The organism is Pseudoalteromonas sp. Scap25 (genome assembly GCF_013394125.1).
In the GTDB taxonomy this organism is placed as follows: Bacteria; Pseudomonadota; Gammaproteobacteria; order Enterobacterales; family Alteromonadaceae; genus Pseudoalteromonas.
This window is the reverse complement of the sequence record NZ_CP041328.1, coordinates 716528-739835: the sequence shown is the minus strand read 5'-3', so window position 1 is coordinate 739835 and position 23308 is coordinate 716528. Positions and strand designations below refer to the sequence as shown.

Annotated in this window: 15 protein-coding genes; 6 read left to right on the top strand and 9 right to left on the bottom strand. The window is 38.8% G+C overall.

Features of this window, described 5'->3' with window-relative positions; all coding sequences use genetic code 11:
- Window positions 1-138: 138 nt before the first annotated feature.
- From FLM54_RS18710 to FLM54_RS18690, 5 genes are all read right to left on the bottom strand, one after another.
- A complete protein-coding gene (locus FLM54_RS18710) occupies window positions 139-1722 on the bottom strand; it encodes a sulfotransferase (RefSeq protein ID WP_178957399.1) in 1584 nt (527 codons plus the stop codon).
- 86 nt (window positions 1723-1808) lie between these two features.
- Window positions 1809-4223 (bottom strand): TonB-dependent receptor, encoded by a 2415-nt coding sequence (locus tag FLM54_RS18705; RefSeq protein WP_178957397.1) that lies wholly within the window; start codon window positions 4221-4223, stop codon window positions 1809-1811.
- Between the two features lie 334 nt (window positions 4224-4557).
- Window positions 4558-5424: an EamA family transporter gene (locus tag FLM54_RS18700; RefSeq protein ID WP_008115672.1), complete on the bottom strand. Its 867-nt coding sequence runs from the start codon at window positions 5422-5424 to the stop codon at window positions 4558-4560.
- Between the two features lie 174 nt (window positions 5425-5598).
- Window positions 5599-6597, bottom strand: a complete 999-nt coding sequence (locus tag FLM54_RS18695) for a Gfo/Idh/MocA family protein (protein ID WP_138621815.1) — start codon at window positions 6595-6597, stop codon at window positions 5599-5601.
- 36 nt (window positions 6598-6633) lie between these two features.
- Window positions 6634-7635, bottom strand: a complete 1002-nt coding sequence (locus FLM54_RS18690) for an AraC family transcriptional regulator (protein ID WP_138621817.1) — start codon at window positions 7633-7635, stop codon at window positions 6634-6636.
- An 87-nt stretch (window positions 7636-7722) separates the two neighbouring features.
- Between FLM54_RS18690 and FLM54_RS18685 the strand changes: the two genes are divergently transcribed.
- Entirely contained in the window at window positions 7723-9321 is a 1599-nt protein-coding gene (locus FLM54_RS18685; RefSeq protein WP_138621819.1) for a GMC family oxidoreductase, read from the top strand.
- On the opposite strand, the gene FLM54_RS18680 is transcribed toward FLM54_RS18685, so the two are convergent.
- The 3 genes from FLM54_RS18680 to FLM54_RS18670 all read right to left on the bottom strand — a co-directional run bounded on the left by FLM54_RS18680 (window position 9313) and on the right by FLM54_RS18670 (window position 11003).
- The gene (locus FLM54_RS18680; protein WP_138621919.1) at window positions 9313-10122 is read right to left on the bottom strand and encodes a class I SAM-dependent methyltransferase; all 810 of its coding nucleotides are present in this window, start codon (window positions 10120-10122) and stop codon (window positions 9313-9315) included. The genes FLM54_RS18685 and FLM54_RS18680 overlap by 9 nt on opposite strands.
- Window position 10123: 1 nt before the next feature.
- Entirely contained in the window at window positions 10124-10516 is a 393-nt protein-coding gene (locus FLM54_RS18675) for a hypothetical protein (RefSeq protein ID WP_010389232.1), read from the bottom strand.
- A 67-nt stretch (window positions 10517-10583) separates the two neighbouring features.
- Window positions 10584-11003, bottom strand: a complete 420-nt coding sequence (locus FLM54_RS18670) for a DUF3429 domain-containing protein (protein ID WP_178957395.1) — start codon at window positions 11001-11003, stop codon at window positions 10584-10586.
- 213 nt (window positions 11004-11216) lie between these two features.
- Between FLM54_RS18670 and FLM54_RS18665 the strand changes: the two genes are divergently transcribed.
- Complete coding sequence (locus tag FLM54_RS18665) at window positions 11217-12485, top strand: PotD/PotF family extracellular solute-binding protein (protein ID WP_010389226.1); 1269 nt, start codon at window positions 11217-11219, stop codon at window positions 12483-12485.
- 9 nt (window positions 12486-12494) lie between these two features.
- On the top strand, window positions 12495-14750 hold the full coding sequence (locus tag FLM54_RS18660; protein WP_178957393.1) for an ATP-binding protein: 2256 nt from the start codon (window positions 12495-12497) through the stop codon (window positions 14748-14750).
- Between the two features lie 142 nt (window positions 14751-14892).
- Here the strand turns inward: FLM54_RS18660 and FLM54_RS18655 are convergent, their stop codons facing one another.
- Window positions 14893-18423, bottom strand: a complete 3531-nt coding sequence (locus tag FLM54_RS18655) for an ATP-binding protein (protein ID WP_178957391.1) — start codon at window positions 18421-18423, stop codon at window positions 14893-14895.
- A gap of 255 nt (window positions 18424-18678) precedes the next feature.
- Here FLM54_RS18655 and FLM54_RS18650 point away from each other — a divergent pair, with 255 nt between their 5' ends.
- The 3 genes from FLM54_RS18650 to ahpF all read left to right on the top strand — a co-directional run bounded on the left by FLM54_RS18650 (window position 18679) and on the right by ahpF (window position 23306).
- Window positions 18679-20781 (top strand): EAL domain-containing protein, encoded by a 2103-nt coding sequence (locus tag FLM54_RS18650; protein ID WP_178957389.1) that lies wholly within the window; start codon window positions 18679-18681, stop codon window positions 20779-20781.
- A gap of 216 nt (window positions 20782-20997) precedes the next feature.
- Window positions 20998-21567 carry an alkyl hydroperoxide reductase subunit C gene (gene ahpC / locus FLM54_RS18645; RefSeq protein ID WP_008115650.1) on the top strand — a complete coding sequence of 190 codons (570 nt, stop codon included), beginning with the start codon at window positions 20998-21000 and terminating at the stop codon, window positions 21565-21567.
- 161 nt (window positions 21568-21728) lie between these two features.
- Window positions 21729-23306, top strand: a complete 1578-nt coding sequence (gene ahpF, locus FLM54_RS18640) for an alkyl hydroperoxide reductase subunit F (protein WP_138621831.1) — start codon at window positions 21729-21731, stop codon at window positions 23304-23306.
- Window positions 23307-23308 lie beyond the last annotated feature (2 nt).

Genomic DNA, 23308 nt, shown 5'->3' with positions numbered 1-23308 from the left:
TGTATGCAAAGCACTTACAATTGATAATAATTGGTAAGGTATTTTACTTTGTCGGGCGACGCATTGCTTATTCGAGCTATTCTGGCACAAAGCAAGCTATTTCTAAGTTCATACATTTAACTTTCAAACCACAAACCCTTACTCAAAACTGATATTTTGCTTTAAAAGATAAGTCTGCGCTTCATCTGTATGTGGCTTAAAATTCTTCCAGCGGCCTATGGCCTTGTTGTTAAGCGGTTGGCGCACTTGCATTTTGCTAGCGGTTGATACCGGTGCGGTGTTTAAATGAAAATCAAGGCACTGTGGTTGCCAGTCTAAATCGCAATAGCTCACTAACTCTTTTATTTTTTGCTCTGGTGCGGCGATGAGTTCTTCGTATTTTACTAGTTTAATATTGCTGTGCAGGGCGCTAAAGTGCTGCATCAGTTTATAAAAACGGCTGTAAAATTTAGCGGTGTCGAGTAAGTCTAACGAGTACGCGTAGTAGGGGTTGTTAATGGTAAATAGCTGGCGATAGTTACCAATACAGGTGTCCATGGGGTCGCGAAGTAGGCAAATTATTTTCGCGTTTGGCAGTGCTTTGGTAATTAAATCAATATAAAAAAAGTTAAACGGTAGTTTATCAATAAAGTGTTTATGACTGCCGGTTACAACACGGGTTGCTTCAAGGTAAGTGCTGCCAAGTTTTGTAAAATCAAGCTGGTAAGCTTGGCTTAAGGTGTCTTTATCGAGTACTTGAGGCGTGTGCGTTTGGCTAAGTTTTTTTACACTTAGGCCAAAGTCTTGCAGCTCGCCCGCCGATTGTACGTCGCTGTGGCTTGATAAAATGCGCTCAATTAATGTGGTGCCTGAGCGCGGCATACCTAACACAAAAATTGGCTCACTGCTTTGGTTGCCAGCTGTTTGTTGGTTTTTGTATTTATCACTGAGCTGGTTTATATGTGCAAATAAAGCCTCAGACGCTTGATTATCAAACGCCTTATTAGCGAGTTTAGCTGCTTTACCTTGTTGTAATGCATTAAAGGCCGCTGAAAACTCTCCTAAGTCTTGATATTCTTTTGCTAGCGCATGACCTATATGTAGTTTAGCGTCGGGGTGATTGACCTGTGTAAATACATTTTTTAATCGCGTGATGTGGTTATTATGTTCGGTGACTTTAGTTAAATCGGCTAAGGCAAAATGACTTTGATGATGAAGCGGGTTCAGTGCAATGGCATTTTCAAACGCGTGCTGTGCTTTATCAAACTGGCCTAAAAACTTAGCGCATACTCCATAGTTATAATAAAACTGCGGTTGGCTGCTGTTACTCGCCTCAGCTAAATTTAACGCGCATGTAAAGTAGTCAGCAGCATGCTGATGTAAACCCGCTTGGGTGAGCGCGACGCCTAATGTATCGGCATCAAGTGCTTTACTAATATGTTCAATCTTAACGCTGAGGGCGGTGTTTTTTGCTTTTTGTAAGTCGCCCGTAAGAGCGTAACACTTGGCAAGTTGCGCTGTATATTCAATAGACTGGGTAAAGCTTAATGCTTTTTCAATTAGCTTTATCGCTTTGTAAATTTGGCCAACCTGTAAATTAACCATAGCGAGCAAAAAGTAGCCATCAGCAAAGTCTGGTTTTTGTGTTACCAGCTCAACCAGTGCTTTATGCGCTTGCTGAATATTGCCTTGGTTTAAGTTGTTGATAGCGCTTTGGTGTAGTTGCTTTAAGTTTGGCTGCATGAATACTCTTATAAATAATATACTTACAAAATCAAGAGGCTCAAATTAATTTGAGCCTCTTGATTGTACTTAAACTTATCGTTTAATTATATTTCAAACTGATAGTTAAATTTAATGCCAATAGTAAGCGGGCGATTAATAAAGTAACCATAGTTACGTTGTATGTCTGCGCCATTGGCTGTTGTAATATCCGCATCTGAACGACGAACAGAAGTAACCGCATATTTATTAAATAGGTTATCTACATATAAAGTAGTCGACCACGCATCGGCGGTTAATTTAGCTGAAATATTACTTAAGCTATAACCCGGGAGTGCTTCACCGTTGTCACGTAGGCCTACTTTTGAAATTACATCACTTTGTGCGGTTAAACCATAGTTAATATCAAGGGTTTTGTCGTTAAACACTTCTGTTTGGTAGTTAATACCCATAGAGAACTGGTGCTCAGGTGAGCCCGGTAAACGGTCGCCATCTTTTGCGCCATCAGTGCCATCGGCATTAAATAAATACGGAGCGTCTGAGGTTAGTTCTGCTTTTGTATAGGCATAAGTTGCATAGGCTGTAAATGAGTCTGATAAAATTGCACGCGTGGCAATTTCAATCCCTTTCGCATTTGCGCTACCAGCATTTGATAAGTAAGGTAATTGGCCTACTATTGTCGCACCGGCAATTTGTGCGTTATCCCAATCTACATTGAATAGGGCGGCGTTAAAGTGTAATTGGCTTCTCATCCAGGTACTTTTAAAACCTAGCTCATAGTTAGTGGTTGTATCGGCATCGTATAGCATTTCATCTGGTTTACCACAGCCTGTTTGTTGGTCTTCAGGTAGAGGTGTAGGGCAAGGCACTAAGCCATTTGAGCCACCAATTCTAAATCCTTCACTTATAGTTGCATACGCCATCACTGAATCTGTAAATTGGTATTTAGCATTAAATTTGAACAGATTACCGTTGTCACCGGCTTCGTTCTCTTCAAAGTTAACTGAAATTGCATCAGGTGCAGTACCTTCATACAAGGTATTTGCTAATGGGAAATCAAAAGCCGCTTTTGATTCTACGTCGTATTCGTAAAAACGCGCGCCAATGGTAATGTCGAGTTTATCGGTTACCTGGTAACCCACTTCACCAAAAAGTGCAGACTCAGTGACTTTGCTGCCAGTAATTTCTAAATACTCTAAAGAGTCTGGTCTTAGCTGTGCGCCACCAAAATTATCAACTGCGAACTGATCAAAGCCTGGCGTAAACTCTCTGCTTGATGCGTCGGTATCGGTTTTATTGTAAAAACCACCAACAATCCAGCTTAGGTCGCTATCGCTTTGTGAGACCAAACGTAGCTCTTGAGTGAAGGTATCGACTTCGTCTAATTCACGGGTAAATGCCGAAAACGAAGGAAACTCTTCGTAGCCATAGTCTAAACGAATTAAAAGGTCAGTTTGGTCGCGTTGACCATCGGCTTCAAAGTGTGAAATACCGGTAGCTGATACCAGCTCAGCAAAACCTAAGTCGGCTTTAAGTTCAAGGCTGAGTAATTGATCTTCTTTTTCCCGTGGCTCTTCAAAACGGTACGCTGACTCGTATTTGCCGATGCGATCATTTAAACCATTATTTTCGTTTAGGCTATTGTGATGAACAATTGAGCGACCTTCGGTGTCTTGCTTTTGATAGAAGTAGTTTAATGTGCCTTCGAATGACTCGTTTGCCTTGTAACGTAATGAAATACGCCCAGTTGTGGTGGTTTCACCGTTGGCGTCTTTTACATTTTTAAGATTGCTGTTTACTGCATCAAGGTTTGTCCAATCAGGGTCGGTGATCGACACACCTGGTTCACGAACGGTGTAGGCGTAGTCAATAAACCCTGGGTCTTCATAAATATTTAAGCTGGTACGTACCGCCAGTTTGTCTTCAATTAATGGTAAGTTGAAGATAAAACCGGCTTCGCCGCCGATTGAATCACTTTCTTTAGTTTGAAAAACATCACCAAATACTTCACCTGATATAAAATCAAGCTCTGGCTCTTTAAGCATGTAGCGAATAGCGCCACCTAATGTACCAGCCCCGTATAGTGTGCCTTGTGGCCCAATAAGTACTTCCACTCGTTCTACATCAACAAGGCGCATATCTACCGATACTGGAATTTCGTTAATGTAAGTGGCTACCGTGCCGCCATCTGATGAAGGGCCTGATGAATTTGTATTTAAACCGCGAACTATAATAGGTGAGCCAGAGCGACCACCTTGATCAGTAATTGTTAAACCTGGCACCCAACGCGCTACATCGGCTAATTCGCTGATATTTTGGTCTTTCATTACATCGGCATCAAGCGCAGTAATGTTAAGAGGCGCAGCCTGAATAGAGCCACTTCGGCGTGTTGCTGTAACCTCAATAACTTCAAGCGATTTATTTTTTTCAATAATTTGCTCTTGTGCTGTTGCATTACCGCTAAATAATACACCGCTCAGTGCGCTTGATACAGCCAAGGTTAACAGGCTTGGTTTAAACATAAAAATTGATCCCAGTTAGATTTAGTACGTTAATAAATGAGCACTAATAGTATCAGGGAGTTTTGTTGATGGAAATAAAAATATGAATTTTAATTCACTTTTTTAGAATAAAAATTAAACCGTGGGTTTTTACTTAAATTTAAAGTTTAAATATAACAAGGTGTTTGTATAAATAATGCACACACAGTAGATGGTATATATTGTTTTAAGTGCAACAATGAATGGTGTGAAAGGAGAGATAAAACGCAGGCTTAGTTATACTAAGAGGGAGTTGTAAAATAGGAGATGAGAAGTTGCGCCATGATAGTTCATGACGCAATTAAATTATTAAACTCTAAGCAGCAGGCTGCTTTTTACCATTAGACATTGAACTACCTACCGAGGCAATAATCACCAGTAAAATAGCCAGCCACTGCCAAATGCTTAACAGTTCACCTAAAATAACTAAGCCAGCGAGTGCTGCAATTGCAGGCTCTAGGCTCATTACAATACTAAAACCTTGTGGCGACATATTACGTAAAGTAATCATTTCAAGAGTATAAGGCAGGGCGCTTGAAAGCACGGCGATAGCAATACCTAATGGAATAATATCCCAAGTAAATGCAGCACTTTGTGAAATGCCGCCATAAGGCACCAGCACGATGGCTGAAATGGTCATGCCCATCGCAACCGTTGCGCCACCAGAGCTTTGGCTGCCTGTTTTCTTACCAAATAAAATATAGCCAGCCCAACAGGCACCCGCTGCAAGTGCGAGCACTACACCGACTGGATCAAGGCTGTCTTGACCTTTCATATCAGGTAAAAGTAATAATATACCGGCCACTGCACAGGCAACCCAAAATAAGTCACGTTTTCTGCGAGAAGAAAACAACGCGACAGCTAATGGGCCTGTAAATTCAAGCGCAACCCCAATACCTAATGGGATACGTTCTATCGCGTAATAAAATAGAATATTCATGCCGCCTAAACTTAAGCCATAAATTAATATGGGTAAGCGTTGGCTTGCAACAGGGAAGTGTTTCCATGGTTTAAAAATCAAACACAAAATAGCGGCCGAAAACCCTAAACGTAAGGCTGTTGTGCCCTCAGGTCCAACAATAGGAAAAAGCTGTTTAGCCAGTGACGCGCCTGACTGAATCGTCATCATTGCTAGCAATATGCATAAAATAGCCAGTAATAGATCTTTGGTTGATTTTTGCATGGATCTCCTTAAAGATTGCGATGAATTTTGGCGGCATGTTACCTGCTTTTGATCTCAGAGGTAAGTCAAATTTTGTGATCTTTTTAAGCTTAATTCAAAATAGCAGTGTTTAGTAAAGTGAGCTCAAAGGCCAAGCGATAAAATACGCTTATCGCTTAGCCGGTAGTTTTTGTTTTATTCAGAGGATAAATCTGCTGGGTAAACAACACCAAGTTGTGCGCGTGCGGTGTCAAGTACTTGCATTACATCGACAGAAAGCTGATGAGTATTAACGCTAGACTCCCCCTGATTTTGCTCAATGGTATTGATAAAGTTCTCGAGTTCGTACTTCATAAAGTGCTCGTTAAATTCCGTGCTGATAAGCTCTTTATGACCATTGTTAGCAATAAACTCTATTTTTTTAAGCTGCGACACGGCTTCAATTCTAATTCGACCTAATTCCCCCTGAATTTCAGTGATATTTTCGCCTTGTGAAATTTTCGAATAGCTGATCACTGCTTGTCTGTCGGGATAATTTAAAAGCACATCGCCTGCACCATCTACACCACTTTCAAGTAATACGCCGCTGGCGTGAACAGAGCGTGGTGCTCCCCATAATGCAATAACGAGATAAAGTGGGTAAATACCCAAATCTAGTAAGGCACCATTAGCAAATTCAGGTAAAAAAGTATTAGGGCGCTCACCATTTTTATACTTGTCGTAACGTGATGAATACTGACTAAATTGACCAATAAACTTACGTGGTGTGCCTATTTTTTTTAGGGCAGCTTGTAAGTGCGCAAAATTAGGTAAGTGCGTTGTCATCATCGCTTCCATGTAAAGGCGCTGATGTTGCTTTGCCGCAGTTAAAATAGCCGCAAGTTGCTTGCTATTAGCCGCTGAGGGCTTTTCGCCTAATACGTGTTTGCCCGCTTTTAAACACTGTATTGCATATGCACTGTGCAGGCTATTTGGCGCCGCTATATAAACTACGTCTACTTGTTCATCTTGGCACACAGCATCAATAGAGGTAAAAATTTTAGCATCGGTATTTGTTGGATGATTAGCTAAAAAGCGCTCGCCGCTGCTTATTTGGCGAGAGCAAATACCGTATAAATTAAAATTGCTTAGTGTATTAGCCGCTGCCAATAAGGTGTCGCTAATAAAATTAGTACCTACAATTACAAAATTCATGTTTAGCCTTTTGCTGTTTTTAAACAAGGGCGCAGTTTAACAATGTTTGGCTCTAAATGCGCGGGCAGAGCAATTAAACCAACGTTTAATGCTAGTACATAATGTGGCTTGCTCCTGATAACCTAAAAGCTCTGAAATTTGAGTCACCGACAATTGGTTTTGTAATAAATAGTGCTCACATAAGGCGCGGCGAGTGGCGTCTTTGAGCTTTACAAAACTGGTATCGTGCTTTTTAAGTTCTCGGTGCAAGGTGCGAGGGTGAATATTAAGCGCAGCGGCAATAGTATTATTAGCGCTTTGAAATATCGGCAGCATAATGCGAATAAGCGCGCTTACCTGAGCGGGTAAAGATTGGCTATAAGCATTATTTTCAGCTAAAAAGTTAAGTGCTGCTTGGGTTTTATGTTGCTTAGTTACGTTAAGTGTTAAATCTAAGTCTTGTTTGGCAATTAATACACCGGCGCTATTTCTATGAGTAATAACCTTACAGCCAAAATGCTGGTGGTAGGTCTGCTTATTTGCGCCTAGGGTATGAGGTAAAAATACACTTTGTGGCTTACAACGGCCATTACTTATATTTTTTAAAGTGGCAATGGCCAATGCAATGGTGAGCTCTATTACTTGGTTTATTGCCGGTAATGGCCTGAGATTTATAGCGAATGATAAAAACACGTGCTCATTATCATCAAGTGGGTGAGTGGTTAAATTAAGCGCTGGCGTATGTAAGTGCAAATATTTTATCACCCAATCTAGCGCCTCGGCTAAATTAGTGCCTGTTTGAGCGGCTATTGCAATATGGCCTAAAATATCAAAGCTTTGCAGGCTTGCTAGTTTTAAACCAAAATTTGGACAATTCAGTGTATTGGCGCAATGCTCTAATAGCTGTGCATACGCGCGGTAAGTAAGGGTCTCTTGCTCTAGTTTATTAAAGTCCACATTAATGGCGCACTGCTGCATTATGGCAGCGAAACCTCCCCCAAGTTCTGCAATTAAATGGTCTATTCCTTGTAAAGAAGTGGCTCTAATTAAACGGCTCATAAAATATACTTTTGGTGAGGGTGTCTAAAAATAACAAGTTTTTATTCGATGTTCCATGCAAACTGGTTTTTTAATTGGAGAATAATTATGCATACCACTACATTTGATTACATTGTTGTTGGCGCAGGCAGTGCAGGCTGCGTTATTGCATCGCGATTATCTGAAAATAAAAATGTGAGTGTGTGCTTAATTGAAGCGGGCGGCAGTGATAAAGGTGCAATGGTTCAAATGCCTGCAGGGGTTGCTGCTAGTGTGCCTTATGGCATTAATAGCTGGCATTACAATACGGTACCTCAAAAAGAACTTAATAACCGCTGCGGATTTATGCCTCGTGGCAAAGTGCTTGGCGGTTCAAGCTCCATTAATGCTATGGTTTATATTCGGGGTAATAAGCACGACTATAATAGTTGGGCTGCACTGTGCAATGAGGGCTGGGATTATGAGAGTTTATTGCCTTATTTCATTAAGGCTGAAAATAATAAAACCTTTACTGAAAGTGATGTACACGGGGTTAATGGCCCTTTACATGTGCAGGATTTAAGCCTGCCAAGCCCTGTAAATCAGCTGTTTTTAAACGCCTGCGAACAACAAGGTGTACCGCACAATGGCGATATAAACGCAGGGCAGCAAGTGGGAGCCAGGTTATCGCAAGTGACTCAATATCAAGGGGAGCGTTGTAGCGCGGCAAAAGCGTATATAACCCCCCATTTAAATCGAAAAAACCTAACTGTGCTTAGCAAAGTACACGTTAATAAAGTACTTTTTTGCGATAAAACCGCAACCGGAGTCTCTGTTTCTATAAACAATAAGGCCGTTGTATTGCATGCAAAAAAAGAGGTGGTTTTAAGCGCTGGCGCAATTAACTCACCGCAAATTTTAATGCTATCGGGAGTTGGCCCTAAAGAGCAACTAAAGCAGCATAATATTGAAATAGTAAACGAGCTTTCTGGTGTTGGAGAGAACCTTCATGACCACTTAACCGTTGTGCCATTGTATAAAGCTAAATACAGTAAAGGCACATTTGGTATAAGTGCGGGTGGGGCGTTTAATATTGCAAAAGGATGCGTTGATTGGTTTGTAAAACGTGAAGGGCAGCTTACTAGTAATTTTGCAGAATCACATGCCTTTATAAAGCTATTTTCCGATTCAAAAGTACCCGACGTACAGCTTGAATTTGTAATTGGGCTGGTGGATGACCATAGCCGTAAACTGCACCTAGGCCATGGTTATAGTATTCACTGTAGTATTATGCAACCTAAAAGCCGTGGCATGATTCGATTAGCCGATGCTAACCCCTTGAGTGCTCCACTTATTGATCCTAATTATTTAAGCCACCCCGATGATTTAAACGTGATGTTAGCGGGGCTTAAAAAAACACTGCAGATTATGCAAAGTGAAGCATTTGATGTAATTAGAGGTAATATGGTTTACCCGCTAGATATTAACAATAATGAGCAGCTTATTGAGTATATTAGGCAAACGGCCGAGACTGAATATCACCCTGTAGGCACTTGTAAAATGGGGCAAGATGCCATGGCGGTAGTGAATAGCCAACTACAAGTACATGGCGTGAAAAATTTGCGTGTGGTTGATGCCTCAATTATGCCGCATATAATTACCGGCAACACCAATGCCGGTGTGATAGCCATTGCCGAAAAAGCAGCTGACTTAATTAAGCTAGCTTGACTTATAAAACGCTGTTAACCATTGCTGCCAGTCTTGCTCTAGTTTGATCATTTGCAGGTGTTTTTTAGCAGCAAAATGCTTGCTTTTATCCTCGTCAGCTAAAAACGGCCCTACACGACATAGCGAGCAATAATTATCGGATAAGTAAGCAGGCAAAGTTAACAAGCTAGCTAGTTCAGGTAAGGGTTTTTCACTAAATACATAGGTAATGCCGCTGGTGTCTTTAACGTGTTTATCACGGTCAACATTGCGAATTTTATAACCATTAAAGAGACTAATATCAAATGGCATTTGTCCCTGATATTGTGCGTTTAAATGGGTATTTAAACTGCCTTCAATATTCCATTCTCGATAAGGTTTAACATCTTTTGAAGTGATGAAACATAGCCCTGCACCTTGTGTATTTAAAGCAAACTCATTGGCGTATTTTATAAATTGATGCAGTAATGCGCGGTTAAGTACGTTCATGCTGGTATGGCGTGTATTGTGTTCAAATGCATCGCGACCAACAAACGCAGGAATAAGCGGAAATTGAAAAATAACCACATCAAAACTATGTAAATGCTGGCCGAGCGTTTGCCAACATTGTGGGTTGGTTACATCAAAGCTATTAAGTACTTCTACCTTTTGCGACTTTAAAGCATTGAGCGCATTGTCTGGGTACTTTTGCTCAATAGTTGATTGGTCGTCGTAAGTGGATGCCACTAACTTTTTTGGCTTAATATGACGATAAAGCGCATTTGAAAACGATAAATCGCCATCACCTACCGTAAGTATGTTCCAGTTTGGATTTAAATACATATTAGCGTGAAGATGTGTTTGGTTTTTCGGGCTCATCATTTTGCTGAGGTGCTTGATGCAACCTGTACATAGCTAAACGTGTTTTTAAACCCTCAATAGCAACCTGTTTTAAAATTAGGTTAAAGGTAATCAAAATAGCAAAAACAATGTGGATAGGACCATGGGTAAATCCTGCGTCAGGATCAAATATAGATAAGCCAAACAATACAAACAACACAACCATTAGTATTTCAATGAGTTGATTTGAATAAAAAGAAAGACGACCTTCGCTTTTATGATCTTTTTTTATGCTAATGGCACAAAAAAAAGGGATCACTTTTATTTTAAAAGCGGCGTTTTTTTCTACAAAATTCTCACCAAGGTCAGTAAGCTGTTGGCGCAATTGGTCTATCATGGGGTGTCCTCTCAATACAGTGCGCGGATGTTACCCTATTACAGACCAATGGTTAAGTAATGGCGTGTTATTTAGGGTAAATACTCATACCAATAATTAAGATATGACACACAAACACCACAGATGTAAGCACAAAGCGCATTTTTTGGTAATCTTTGTGGTAACTCTGCCAATGAATCGACGCTTTTTCGAAAATCAGTACTAACCAAAAGCTCGCGCCTAACCAAGCAAGCATCCACTCAATCGGCAAAAATGATAAAAACGGTATAGGAATTACCGGCAGCACAGCTTTAATGGCATCGGCAAAGCTTTGTTGCCCTGCATGCCATAAATTACCTGCCATAAACGCTAAAATAGCGATGCTGTAAAAACTAAAAAACTCTAAATTAACACTGTTACTGCCAAACATAAGTGGCCAACCCACACAGCCTAAAAACGGCAGCAAGCCCAAATAGCCTAGTTGAATGTGATTAACAAATTTTTCCATGGGTAAGCGCCTTAATCGAGTAGGTATTTCAACACTGCTAGTGTAACAAGGATAGATAGAGTTATCTTATAAAATTTATACAATGATTAAACGACCATGTTATTTATGACGATCACTCATTTTAATTAAAATAGTGTTTTTGGAAGCGCTAAGTTAGTGATTATTCGATTATTACCTATACTGATTGTGGGAATCACTAAATGGATGATTAGTATGGCTAACAATGTCACTCGACGTAAATTTTTAAGTACGCTAGCGGTCGGTGCTGCGACCTCTGCTGTCGCATTTAAAGCGCCGTATGTGTTTGCAAAAAAACCGGTTACGCTTAGAGTCATGGGAACGCATGTAACTTTACAAGAAGAGCTTAGAGTCCGCGCCATGCAAGAGCTCGGTATTAATATTGAATTTACCCCTATGGGGAGTGCGGCCGTTTTACAAAAAGCAGCAGCTGATCCCTCTTCATTTGATTTATATGAACAATGGTCTGACTCAATTAATATATTGTGGCAAGCCAATGCTATTCAACCAATTGAAGTAGAAAGACTAAAATATTGGCAGGAAATAAACCCACTAACCAAAACCGGTAAGTTAGTTCCCACAGCAAAATTGGGCGCAGGTGATGCGCCCAACAAAATTTTATATGTTCAACAAGATGGCTCACTTGGAAGCCAAGCAACTGATAAAATAAGTTTTATGCCTTATGTTCACAATGTGGATTCATTTGGCTATAACACTAATTTTATACCTAAGGGTGTGGCTTACGAGACTGAGTCATGGGGCTGGTTGCTTGAAGAGAGTAACAAAGGTCATGTAGGTTTGGTGAATGCCCCCACCATAGGTATTTTCGATGCCGCATTGGCAGCCCAGGCTCAAGGGCTGATGACATTTAATAATATTGCCAATATGAGTGTTGCAGAAATAGACAAACTGTTTGCAATTTTAATTAATAAAAAGCAAGCAGGGCATTTTTCTGGGTTTTGGACGTCGGTGCCACAATCGGTTGAGTTTATGCTTAAAAAGCGTGTGCACATACAAAGTATATTTTCTCCGGGGGTGACTGCATGTAGAGCCCAAGGTTTACCCGTTGTTAATGCATCTCCTAAAGAAGGGTATCGAGCATGGCATGGAGTGATGTGTCTCTCTGCTAATACGGTAGGGCATGTAAAAGACGCCGCTTATGAATACATGAACTGGTGGTTATCGGGCTGGCCTGGTGCATTTATTTCCAAGCAAGGTTATTACATTTCTAATCCAGAACGTAGTAAAGAAATAATTACCACCCCCGAATGGGATTATTGGTACGATGGCAAAGAAGCGACTCAACCACTAGCGGGTACCGATGGCAAAAATATAATTATGCCAGGGCAAATTCGCGATGGCGGCAGCTATGAAAAGCGCTTTTCTAATATTGCGGTGTGGAATACAGTGATGGATAACTACGATTACAGTTTAGATAAATGGTTTGAACTACTAAACGCATAAGGGAATTGAATGCTGAAACAGTTAATTGGTTCTTTATCTATTAAAGTATTATCTTCGTTGGCTATTTTTATTTTAATACAAATAATAGTTTACGTTGTTATTAATGAGCGAACCGACAAAATAGAGCAAGCCAGTAAAAATGTATTGAATATTAATGGGCTGTCAGTTGTTGTATTCGAAATTAACAAAGATATTTTACAGATTCAACGAGATATTTCGGTTTATGGTGTGTCGGGTAGCGAGGTTATTTTTGATAAAATAAAAAGCACTCAGCAAAGTATTCAAGCGCGGTTAATTGAAGCACAACAGCGAATTCAGCAACACAAGATTAAAAACTCATTAAACGCCATGCAATCATTGGTTTTAAATTATGGCAAAAGTATCGATAGTCTTAAAAAACGATATGATGAAAAGTCTAAAATTATTGAGCAACAGTTACCAAATACCTACGAATTAGCATTAACTACCTTAGCAAGCAGGGATGGAGAAACGGCCAGGCTGGGCAAGGACTTATTATTGTTTCAGCTAAAGGATCATTGGCATCATCTGTATCGCAATTCAGTCCTGTTTTTAACTCAACGCGATTACGCCAAACGTAGTCAAGTAAAACAGCGGCTACAATTAATTAAACAATTAACCAACAGTGGCGCTACAAACAAAATGATTGGCCACAACAAGGTCGAGCAACTAAATAGTTTAACAACTAAATTCGAGTCTTTATTTGCTGAGGCCATTCTAGCTAATAGAAACTATTTAACCTTAAGTAATATTGTTATTGCCGGTGATTCGGTTGAGTTTTCAGCACTTGCCAAAAAATTGCAAGAAGATGCATTGTTGTTGCTTAGTGATATTTCGAAAACCAGTCAAGAGAGCATTGATGCTGCGCAAACTGTTATTCAAGTGTCGTTATTTTTGTCTGTTACCTTATTTATTCTTTTCGCTTTATTTTTTCACTTTCATATTATTAAAGCGATTAACAGGCTCACAGTTAGTTTTAGATCATTTCTAAATGGTGATTTCTCAGCAAACATAGCTGATATTAACCGTGAAGACGAAATAGGGTTTTTAGCCCAAGCAGCAAATAAATTTAGAGTGCTAAACGAGCGCCTAGTTGAAGCAAAAAAAGCGGCCGAAGAAACATCCCGAATCAAATCTGAGTTTTTAGCTAATATGAGCCATGAAATACGCACTCCCATGAACGGTATTTTAGGCATGGTACAGCTAGTGAGTAATACAGAGCTTGATGCTAAACAAAAACGCATGATTGAGGTTATTAGCTCTTCAGGTAACAGTTTATTGGTTATTCTTAATGACATTCTTGATTTAAGTAAGCTTGATGCCGATAAAATGCTACTAGAAAATAGAGAGTTTAAATTAAGTGCTTTATTGTATGAGCTGGAACAAATTTTTAAATCGCAAGCCGACCATAAAAATATAGAGTTTAAAATAGTAAAAGAAAAAGTAGATTCTGTTGATTTGGTACAAGGCGACGAAACCCGTTTAAAACAAGTGCTAATGAACTTATTGGGGAATGCATTTAAGTTTACAGAGTGTGGAACAGTAACATTATCTGTTGCTCTAAAAGAGAAAAATTGCAGTGAAGTGATGTTACTATTTAGCGTTATCGATAGTGGTATAGGTATTTCACAACATAGTATAAAAACGTTATTTGATGCTTTTACCCAAGCTGACACTTCAACAACACGTCGTTTTGGTGGTACAGGGCTTGGATTAACTATCTCTAGTAAAATATTAAACTTAATGGGCAGTAATTTACAAGTAGAAAGTGAATTGGATAAGGGTTCGAGATTTTATTTTCAGTTAACGCTTAGTACTCCATCATCAAATGTGGCTGAAAAACAGCAAGCACAATTACCCGATGTAAATATTAAAAATAAAGATATACAAGTATTAATTGCCGAAGATAATCCGGTAAATCAAATCGTGCTAGAAAGCTTTTTAAAAGCAATGGGTATTAAACATATAACCATGGCAGATAATGGTGAAATAGCGCTTGAGCTATGTACTAAACAACAATTTGATTTAATTATGATAGATATTCAAATGCCGGTAATGGGCGGGCTTTTGGCAACTAAATATATTAGGGAACTAGCCAATTACCACGATGTGCCCATTATTGCCGTTACTGCAAACATCACTGAAAAAGACGAGCCTGAGTACGTGGCAGCGGGTATAACTAACACTATAAACAAGCCTATAGAATTCAATAGTTTAAAAGTTATAATTGACCAGTATAGCGAGTAAGAATAAATATCCTATGTGCTTTTATATTTTTTGGTGGTATTGGTTAGCAATACACTCAAAAATTAAAAGCGCCTTTAGGCGCTTTTAACTTTAATTAGCAATACATATTTTCAGTGGTTTATTCATTATTACCCACAAAATGCTAACTACTGGGTTGTATCTCTAAGTAGCTGTTAATGGTTGATTCGAGTTTTTTGTAGCTAGTTTGAATGAGCTCTAATTTATTCTTCATACTGCCCATGGCATTTTCACTGGCCATTACTTCTAATTCATCAAATAATTTATGCAAGTTAGCCGCACCTACATCACCCGATGAGCCTTTCAAGCCATGACTTAATTTTGATATTTGCGATAAATTATTGTTATTTATTGCATCCTCAAGTTCTTCTAGCTTAATTGGTGTACTCTGAAGGTATAATTCACATACTTTTATAAGAAGCTCTTCATTATTTAATAACCGAGATAGCGCGTTATCTTTATCCCAATCAGGTAAACTTTGACTATCCAAAGTATCAGAAACTGGTTTATTAATTTCGTTAAGCTGATTATTTTCCAATGGAGCTTCTTTTATAAAAGTTGAAGACAACCACTTTGTAGCCGTTGCAACTAATACCTCTGCAGAGATTGGTTTAGTGATGTAATCATTCATTCCTGCATCTAGGCATTTTTGTCTTTCACCCATCATTGCATTAGCAGTCATAGCGACTATGGGAATATCAATATTTTGAGGCGCTGCTTCACCAGCTCTTATTTGTTTTGCTGCATCATAACCATTCAATATAGGCATTTGGCAGTCCATAAATACACAGTGGTATTGATGATTATTGGCCACCGAGTTAACAAGTTTTTCTACTGCTTGTTGGCCATTTGACGCGGTATCTATCTCTAAAGATAAACATGACAATATACCCGCGGCTACTTCTATATTTATTTCGTTATCATCAACGATAAGAACATGTGCCCCTTTAAAGTCAGAATTATCAGTTTTAACTGAGTCTGATTCACGGCGTTTGTTAATATTAATATTACTGCTACCAGCACTTATTTTATCTTCAAGGCTGCGTTCATCGGCGACTGTTTTTAAAAACTCTGAAATAAGTATTGGTTTAGAAAGTAAGCTGGCTTGCACGTGTCTTGTTTTAATTTGAGGATAACCGCGATTTGCTAATAAAATAACTTTAATTACATGATTATTAGCAATAGTTGGCCACATTTCATCTAAACGTTTTAACAATGTGTCGTCTTGTTCAATAAGTATAAAGTCAGGTAAAGACACGTTTTTTATATCATCTGAAACAAGAGATTGTTGTAATTGTTCAGCTGAAAAACTATTTCCAGAAAAAGCAGCTATTAAATTATTTATGCTGTCGGCTAACTCGTTATTTTTAGTCACAATAGCGAAGCTTTTGTTTTTTAATCGTGGGGCAAAACTATAATGAGTTGTATCAGCGTTGCTCAGTGTTAGTTTTATGTGAAAACTACTACCTAGAGACTTTTCTGACTCAAAGCTAATTTCTCCGCCTAGAAGGCTACAAAGCTGTCTGCATATAGAAAGCCCCAGCCCTGTTCCACCAAATTTAGATGCCACGCTTTTGTCTTCTTGGGAAAAGGCGGTAAATAATTTGTTCTGGTTTTCTTGTGCAATGCCCACACCGCTATCGGTAACTTTTACGTGAACGGTCACAGTATCATTGCTTGTTTGCTCGCAATAAGCGGTGACCTTTATAAACCCAGTTTCAGTAAATTTAATCGCATTATTTACTAAGTTAGTCAGGATTTGTGAAAAACGATGGGGGTCAGTTGTAATCGTTTTACATTTTAAATTCACAACATCTAAAACAAATTCGAGGCCTTTCTCCTGAGCTTTAACAGCCATACTGCCACAAACGCTTTCGATTAATTTTATTAAATTAAACTCTTTAAAGTTCAACTCAAGTTTACCGGCTTCTATTTTAGATAAATCCAAAATATCATTTATTAATACAGATAAAGCACTCACACTTACTTCGGTCATTTCTAAATAGTTTTTTTGTGTTTCACTTAATGGCTCTTTTTTTATTAAGTTTAAAGTACCCACTATGCCATTAAGTGGAGTACGCATTTCATGGCTTATATTAGAAATAAACGCGCTTTTTACTTCACTGGCTTGTTTGAGCTCTTTAGTGCGAATAGCTACTTTATTTTCAAGCTCATGATTTACTTTTATTATTTCATTCTCAATGGTGCGCTCTTTGGTTACATCTCTGGCTATTATTGCTATACCAATAAACATTCCAAATTGATCGATAATGGCTGATAAAGAGAGTGAAAAGTAGCGTTTAGTAGAGCCGTTACTGATACTAGCGTCTTGCTTAAATTGACGAGTACCACCAGTGAACTTTTCAATTATCTCGTTAAAATTTAGCTGATCTATTATTTTTAAATCATTAATTGATTTTCCAATAGCTTCTAATTCTCCAAGTTTAAACATCAGAGTTGCGGCGTTATTCCAACTAGAGACAATACCGTTATTGGTAATGCCAATTACCGCATCAGATGATCCGGTTATAATCGCCTCAGATTGTGCGCGCGCATTTGCAAGCTCTTGGCTTTTGCGAAGACTACGATTGAAAAATGCGAGAATGATAGTTAATACAATAACCAAAATAAGTAAAAAGGCGTAGAGCTTTGTTCTACGTTCCATTTCAATATTTTTTATATACTCAACAGGCGCTAAAACGTGGCTAGATAAAAAGTTTTGTTTTTCACCCAGCGCTAAAGTGATTTTTTTTCTTGCGGTGTAATAACTTGTTTGCGCATTGCTTTTTGGTTTTATAAGCGACAATGAGCTATTAGCAACGGGGTTAAAAGTGTAATTATTATTGATGCTAATATCACTATTTAGGTCTTTACCAAAGGTGAAATCTTTATTTGGGTGTGATAAAAAATAGCCGTTACTGTCAGTTAAAGCGAGTTGAAATGGTGTATTAATACTGTTTTTTAAAAGGGTTAATAAGTTGTTAGCATTCACGTTAATTATGATAAAGCCAAATCTATTTTGATTTTCATCAAAAATTGGCATAGACAGCCTCAACATCGGGCGATAAGGAAACTCTATTTTACCGTACTCTCTATTCAACGAAATTTCAGACATATATATTTCGCCATCAGAGAGGTTACTACTGGCCGTAAAGTACTCTTGCGCTCCTTTATTTTGGAGCCTATTTAAATCTATAACCTCTACTGCACCCTGAACGCGATCAACCCTTACCAGTTCTTGTCCTTTTTTGTTGGTACTGATGATTCTTAGCTGCTCGTAATCGGGGTTATTTTTTAAAAACGCTGCAAATATAATTTCAAGCCTAGTTTTCCATTGAGCATAGGTGGTGTTTTCTAGTGGGTCTACTCCTTTGTTATTTGATGCCCTAGCTAAACCTTTGATTGGAGGGGTTGCGTGTAAAAAACGAATATCTCGACGGTAGTTTTCAATAACCTCTTGCGTTTGTGAATTAATAGATTGGTTTTTGTCTATGATTTCATGCTCTACAAAGCTAAGTACTGAGCGCGATAAACTTGCTTCATTAATAATAATGGCTACAACAATTAAGGTCATTATGGCGGATAAAGAAATTGGGAATAAAAGGGTGTAATTACTTACCTGACGAATTATCCTTTTCTTAAGATTTATTGGCATCCACTACTCCAATTAAAGACCAGCCATTATTTAGCTACCCTAAACTTAGAGAGCTATAGGTAATTGATCAAGTTTTACTTTTAATAAAGAGTTTTGTTTTGTATTTATTTATCTCAAATTTAGAACTCTACAAACCCTTTTTGATTGACGCTAATAATATAATACTTAAGTATATATTTTAGGTAATTGGTGGAGGTTTGGGTTAACTAAGCTAGGCTTTATGTGCATTTGTTTAATTTTTTATGGGAAGTGATTGTGTTAACCACTGTAGATCAAAGCTTTGCGCAACGAGTACTTATTGTTGATGATGAACCCACTAGTTTAATGATTTTAGAGGGAGCTTTATCAGATATTGCAGAAGTTATATGTAGCGATACTGGTTTTGGCGCCATTGAAAAAGCACAGCAGTTCTTACCAGAAATTATTTTATTAGATATTGAATTACCTGATATTAGCGGGTTAGAAGTGTGTAAACGCTTAAAAAACGATCCCAAAACTAGTGGTGTAACAGTAATATTTATTACCTCCCATAATGAGAGTAAGTTTGAGCATTTGTCTTTAGAGTTGGGTGGGATTGACTATATACAAAAGCCCGTTGATCTTAAGGTATGCCGCTTGCGCGTTGGCAATCATCTAAAACTAAAAACACAAGAGCAACAACTAAAACATTCACAGCGTTTACTTGCTATTGAATCAGAAAGATTGCGCGTAACGCTCAACTCGATTGGCGACGCAGTTATAGCAACAGACAAAGACGAAAAAATAACGTTTATGAACCCGATTGCAGAAATGATGACCGGTTGGGTAATGCATGAAGCAGTTGGTAATCATATTTCAGAGGTTATGCAACTACGGGATGCAACCACAAAGCACAAAAGCCTTAATCCAATTTCTATTGCTTTAAAAGAGCAGCGAAGAGTAGCTATGGCGCTTAATTGCCAATTAACGAGCTTAAATGGCAGAATTCATCGGGTTGAGGATTCTGCTTCCCCCATCAGAGATGAAAAGGGGAATATTATTGGCGCGATTATAGTTTTTCATGATGTGAGCGAGTCGATTGCGATGGCTGTTAAGATGAGCCATTTAGCAAACCATGACCAATTAACCGATTTACCCAATCGAATTTTATTACATGATCGCGTTGCGCATGCTTGTCAGGTATCTGTGCGTAATGGTTTTTTAGTGGCGTTAATGTTAATTGATATTGATCATTTTAAATATTTAAATGATACAGAGGGACACCATATTGGCGACCAAATCATAAAACTGGTTGCTAAACGACTTGAATCTATTGTTGATTTAAATACGACCTTGGCCCGTGTTGGCGGGGATGAATTTGTATTGTTGCTCCCAGGTATTAAATCGCCGTGTCATGTTGATGCTGTTGCATCTGATATTTTGTATGCAATGCATCAACCTTTTCGTGTTGATGGAAGAGAGTTTAATTTAACTATAAGCGTGGGAATTAGTATTAATCCAACGGATTCTGATTCTGCCGAATTAATGATGTCGCATGCTGATGCAGCAATGTATAAAGCCAAAGAGCATGGTAGAGATAGATTTTGTTATTTTTCAGATGACTTAGAACATGAGTTTCATCAACGTCAAAATATAGATAAGCTTTTGAGAAATGCACTTGAAAAAGACACGTTGGAAGTTCACTTTCAGCCCAAGCTTAGTTTAAAAAATAAATTAATCATAGGTGCTGAGGCGTTAGTGAGGTTAAGAGATGAGGAAGACGGTTTTATATCGCCGTTACACTTTATTCCATTAGCTGAAGAGACTGGTTTAATTAATAAGTTGGGTCATAGCGTTTTAAAACAAAGCTGCAGAGCGGCTAAACGCTGGCTAGATAAAGGCCATCCAATTAAAGTTGCTGTTAATGTTGCTGCTAAACAATTTACAGATCCTAAATTTATAGAAAGCGTAGCACAAGTACTTGAGGATACTGAGCTTCCTAGTGGTTATCTTGAATTAGAAGTGACAGAAAGCGCTTTAATGAGTGATTTTGATGAAACAAGTAGGATATTAAACGGGCTTTCAAACCTTGGTTTGAGCATAGCGATAGATGACTTTGGAACGGGCTATTCGAGTTTATCGTATTTAAAGTTATTTCCTGTTGATGTATTAAAGATTGACCAGTCATTTGTTAAAGATATGGTTGATGATAAGCAAAGCCTAGATATTGTGAAAGCAATCACCCATTTAGCACACTCACTTAATTTAAAGATTGTTGGTGAAGGCATTGAAACTCAAGCACAGCTCGATACACTTATTTCGCTTGAGTGTGAAGAAGGGCAAGGATTTTTGTTTAGCAAAGCTTTACCTGAAAATGAATTTGAAAATCTCATTTTCTGATGGCTACCTTTAGTGCTCAGTGTAACTAGTATTTTTAATTTTAAGATAGCTTGCATTCAATTATTGTGGCTTATTAGCTTGAGTAATCTTAAAAAGCGATTATTTCAATCTAAACAATCAATTTTATTTAATTTCTCAATGGCCTTATTGTATTAATCAAGCCAACGCACAAGGCGTTAACTTTTTTAAATACACTAAACATAAATGAGGAATACTATGAGCACTTCATTGATTAACACAAAATTACAACCTTTCAATGCAACAGCTTACCACAATGGTGACTTTGTAGAACTCACTGAAAAAGACGTATTAGGTAAGTGGTCTATCTTTTTCTTTTACCCAGCAGATTTCACATTTGTATGCCCAACTGAATTAGGTGACCTTGCAGATCATTATGCACAGCTACAAGAAATGGGCGTAGAGGTTTACTCGGTATCAACAGATACGCACTTTACGCACAAAGCTTGGCATGACACGTCAGACACTATCGGTAAAATTACTTACCCAATGATTGGCGACCCAACAGGACGCATTACACGTAACTTTGGTGTAATGATTGAAGATGATGGTTTAGCACTTCGCGGTACATTTGTAATGAACCCAGAGGGTGAAATCAAAGTTGTTGAAACGCATGATTTAGGTATTGGTCGAAGTGCTAAAGAACTTGTTCGTAAAGTACAAGCCGCACAATACATTGCCACTCATGACGGTGAAGTATGTCCTGCATCTTGGCAGCCAGGTGAAGACACATTAGCACCTTCACTAGACCTAGTTGGTAAGATTTAAACCTTACCTTCACTAAACTTAGAGTAGTACATAACTCTAATACCAGTGAGCCTACTTGGCTCACTGGGCACTCTCCCGCGCCATCACTCTTTTCTAAAATTCGCACATGCACTGATGGCATGGGGGTTCTGCTGTTTTATTTTTCCTTAAGGGGCTAAGCCATGTTAGACAACAACATAAAGAACCAATTAAAAAGCCATTTTGAATCGCTGACTCAGCCTGTTGAGCTGCTTATCGCCTTGGATGACAGCAAAAAATCAACAGAAGTAGAAAGTTTAGCGAATGATTTAGCATCACTAAGCGATAAGTTTAGTGTGAGTAACAATCCAGATACTTCGGCACGCAGACCTTCAATGGTGGTGCATTCGCCACAAAAAAACACCCATATTACCTTTGCAGGGGTACCTATGGGTCATGAATTTACTAGTTTAGTGTTAGCGCTATTACATACGGGTGGTCACCCTAGTAAAGCAAGCAAAGATGACATTGAACAAATACAAACACTTGAGCAAACACTCAATTTTGAAGTGTATATTAGTTTGAGCTGCCAAACCTGCCCGCAAGTGGTTCAAGCGCTCAATACAATGGCTGCTACAAATAGCAATATCAAAGCCACCATGATTGATGGTGCTCTGTTTCAAGATGAAGTAGAGCAACGAAATATATTGGCTGTACCCGCTGTGTACTTAAACGGAGAACCTTTTAGCCAAGGGGCAATGAGCCTAACCGATATTTTAAATAAAGTTGATAGCAAAGGTGCACAGCGCCAAGCCAAAGCATTGAATGAAAAATCAGTGTTTGATGTTCTTGTCGTCGGTGGTGGGCCAGCAGGTGCTTCGGCAGCTATTTATTCTGCACGTAAAGGGCTAAATACGGGGGTGGTTGCCGATCGATTTGGTGGCCAAGTAGCTGACACATTGGCCATTGAAAACTTTATTTCGGTAAAAGCAACCGAAGGGCCAAAAATGGTGGCTCAGCTTGAAGAGCACGTTAAAGAATATGATGTTGATGTAATGCACAACCAACGCGCTGCAAATCTGCAAAAAGGCAGTAATGGCTATGATATTACTTTAGAAAATGGCGCTGTATTACAAGCTAAATCACTTGTGCTAGCAACCGGTGCACGCTGGCGTGAAATGAACGTACCTGGCGAGCAGCAATATAAAGGCCATGGCGTTGCATACTGCCCGCATTGCGATGGACCATTATTTAAAGGCAAACCTGTTGCTGTAATAGGTGGCGGTAACTCAGGTATTGAAGCGGCTATTGATTTAGCCAACATTGTTGAGCATGTAACGGTGCTTGAATTTGCCGATACGTTACGTGCTGACGAAGTGCTTATTCGTAAAGCTAATAGCTTAAAAAACATTACTATTATTAAAAATGCACAAACTACTGAAGTACTCGGTGATGGTAACAAAGTTATAGGCCTGAATTATACCGATCGTGTTTCTGGAGAAAGTAAGGAGCTAGCTTTAGCCGGTATATTTGTACAAATTGGTTTGATACCAAACACCGAATGGTTAAAAGAGAGTGACCTTGAGCTTAGTCAATTTGGTGAAATACTCATTGATGCAAAAGGTGCAACGTCGTTACCGGGTATATACGGTGCGGGCGATGCGACCAATACGCCATTTAAGCAAATTATTATTGCTATGGGCGCCGGAGCAACTGCTAGCTTAGGAGCTTTTGACTATTTAATTCGCCAAACACCCGATGCAGAGCAAAATGCTGCTTAATA

Excerpts from the sequence above, each read along its gene's own strand:
- FLM54_RS18710 (WP_178957399.1), bottom strand. The coding sequence starts at position 1,722 with ATGCAGCCAAACTTAAAGCAACTACACCAAAGCGCTATCAACAACTTA.
- FLM54_RS18705 (WP_178957397.1), bottom strand. The coding sequence starts at position 4,223 with ATGTTTAAACCAAGCCTGTTAACCTTGGCTGTATCAAGCGCACTGAGC.
- FLM54_RS18700 (WP_008115672.1), bottom strand. The coding sequence starts at position 5,424 with ATGCAAAAATCAACCAAAGATCTATTACTGGCTATTTTATGCATATTG.
- FLM54_RS18695 (WP_138621815.1), bottom strand. The coding sequence starts at position 6,597 with ATGAATTTTGTAATTGTAGGTACTAATTTTATTAGCGACACCTTATTG.
- FLM54_RS18690 (WP_138621817.1), bottom strand. The coding sequence starts at position 7,635 with ATGAGCCGTTTAATTAGAGCCACTTCTTTACAAGGAATAGACCATTTA.
- FLM54_RS18685 (WP_138621819.1), top strand. The coding sequence starts at position 7,723 with ATGCATACCACTACATTTGATTACATTGTTGTTGGCGCAGGCAGTGCA.
- FLM54_RS18680 (WP_138621919.1), bottom strand. The coding sequence starts at position 10,122 with ATGTATTTAAATCCAAACTGGAACATACTTACGGTAGGTGATGGCGAT.
- FLM54_RS18675 (WP_010389232.1), bottom strand. The coding sequence starts at position 10,516 with ATGATAGACCAATTGCGCCAACAGCTTACTGACCTTGGTGAGAATTTT.
- FLM54_RS18670 (WP_178957395.1), bottom strand. The coding sequence starts at position 11,003 with ATGGAAAAATTTGTTAATCACATTCAACTAGGCTATTTGGGCTTGCTG.
- FLM54_RS18665 (WP_010389226.1), top strand. The coding sequence starts at position 11,217 with ATGGCTAACAATGTCACTCGACGTAAATTTTTAAGTACGCTAGCGGTC.
- FLM54_RS18660 (WP_178957393.1), top strand. The coding sequence starts at position 12,495 with ATGCTGAAACAGTTAATTGGTTCTTTATCTATTAAAGTATTATCTTCG.
- FLM54_RS18655 (WP_178957391.1), bottom strand. The coding sequence starts at position 18,423 with ATGCCAATAAATCTTAAGAAAAGGATAATTCGTCAGGTAAGTAATTAC.
- ahpC (WP_008115650.1), top strand. The coding sequence starts at position 20,998 with ATGAGCACTTCATTGATTAACACAAAATTACAACCTTTCAATGCAACA.
- ahpF (WP_138621831.1), top strand. The coding sequence starts at position 21,729 with ATGTTAGACAACAACATAAAGAACCAATTAAAAAGCCATTTTGAATCG.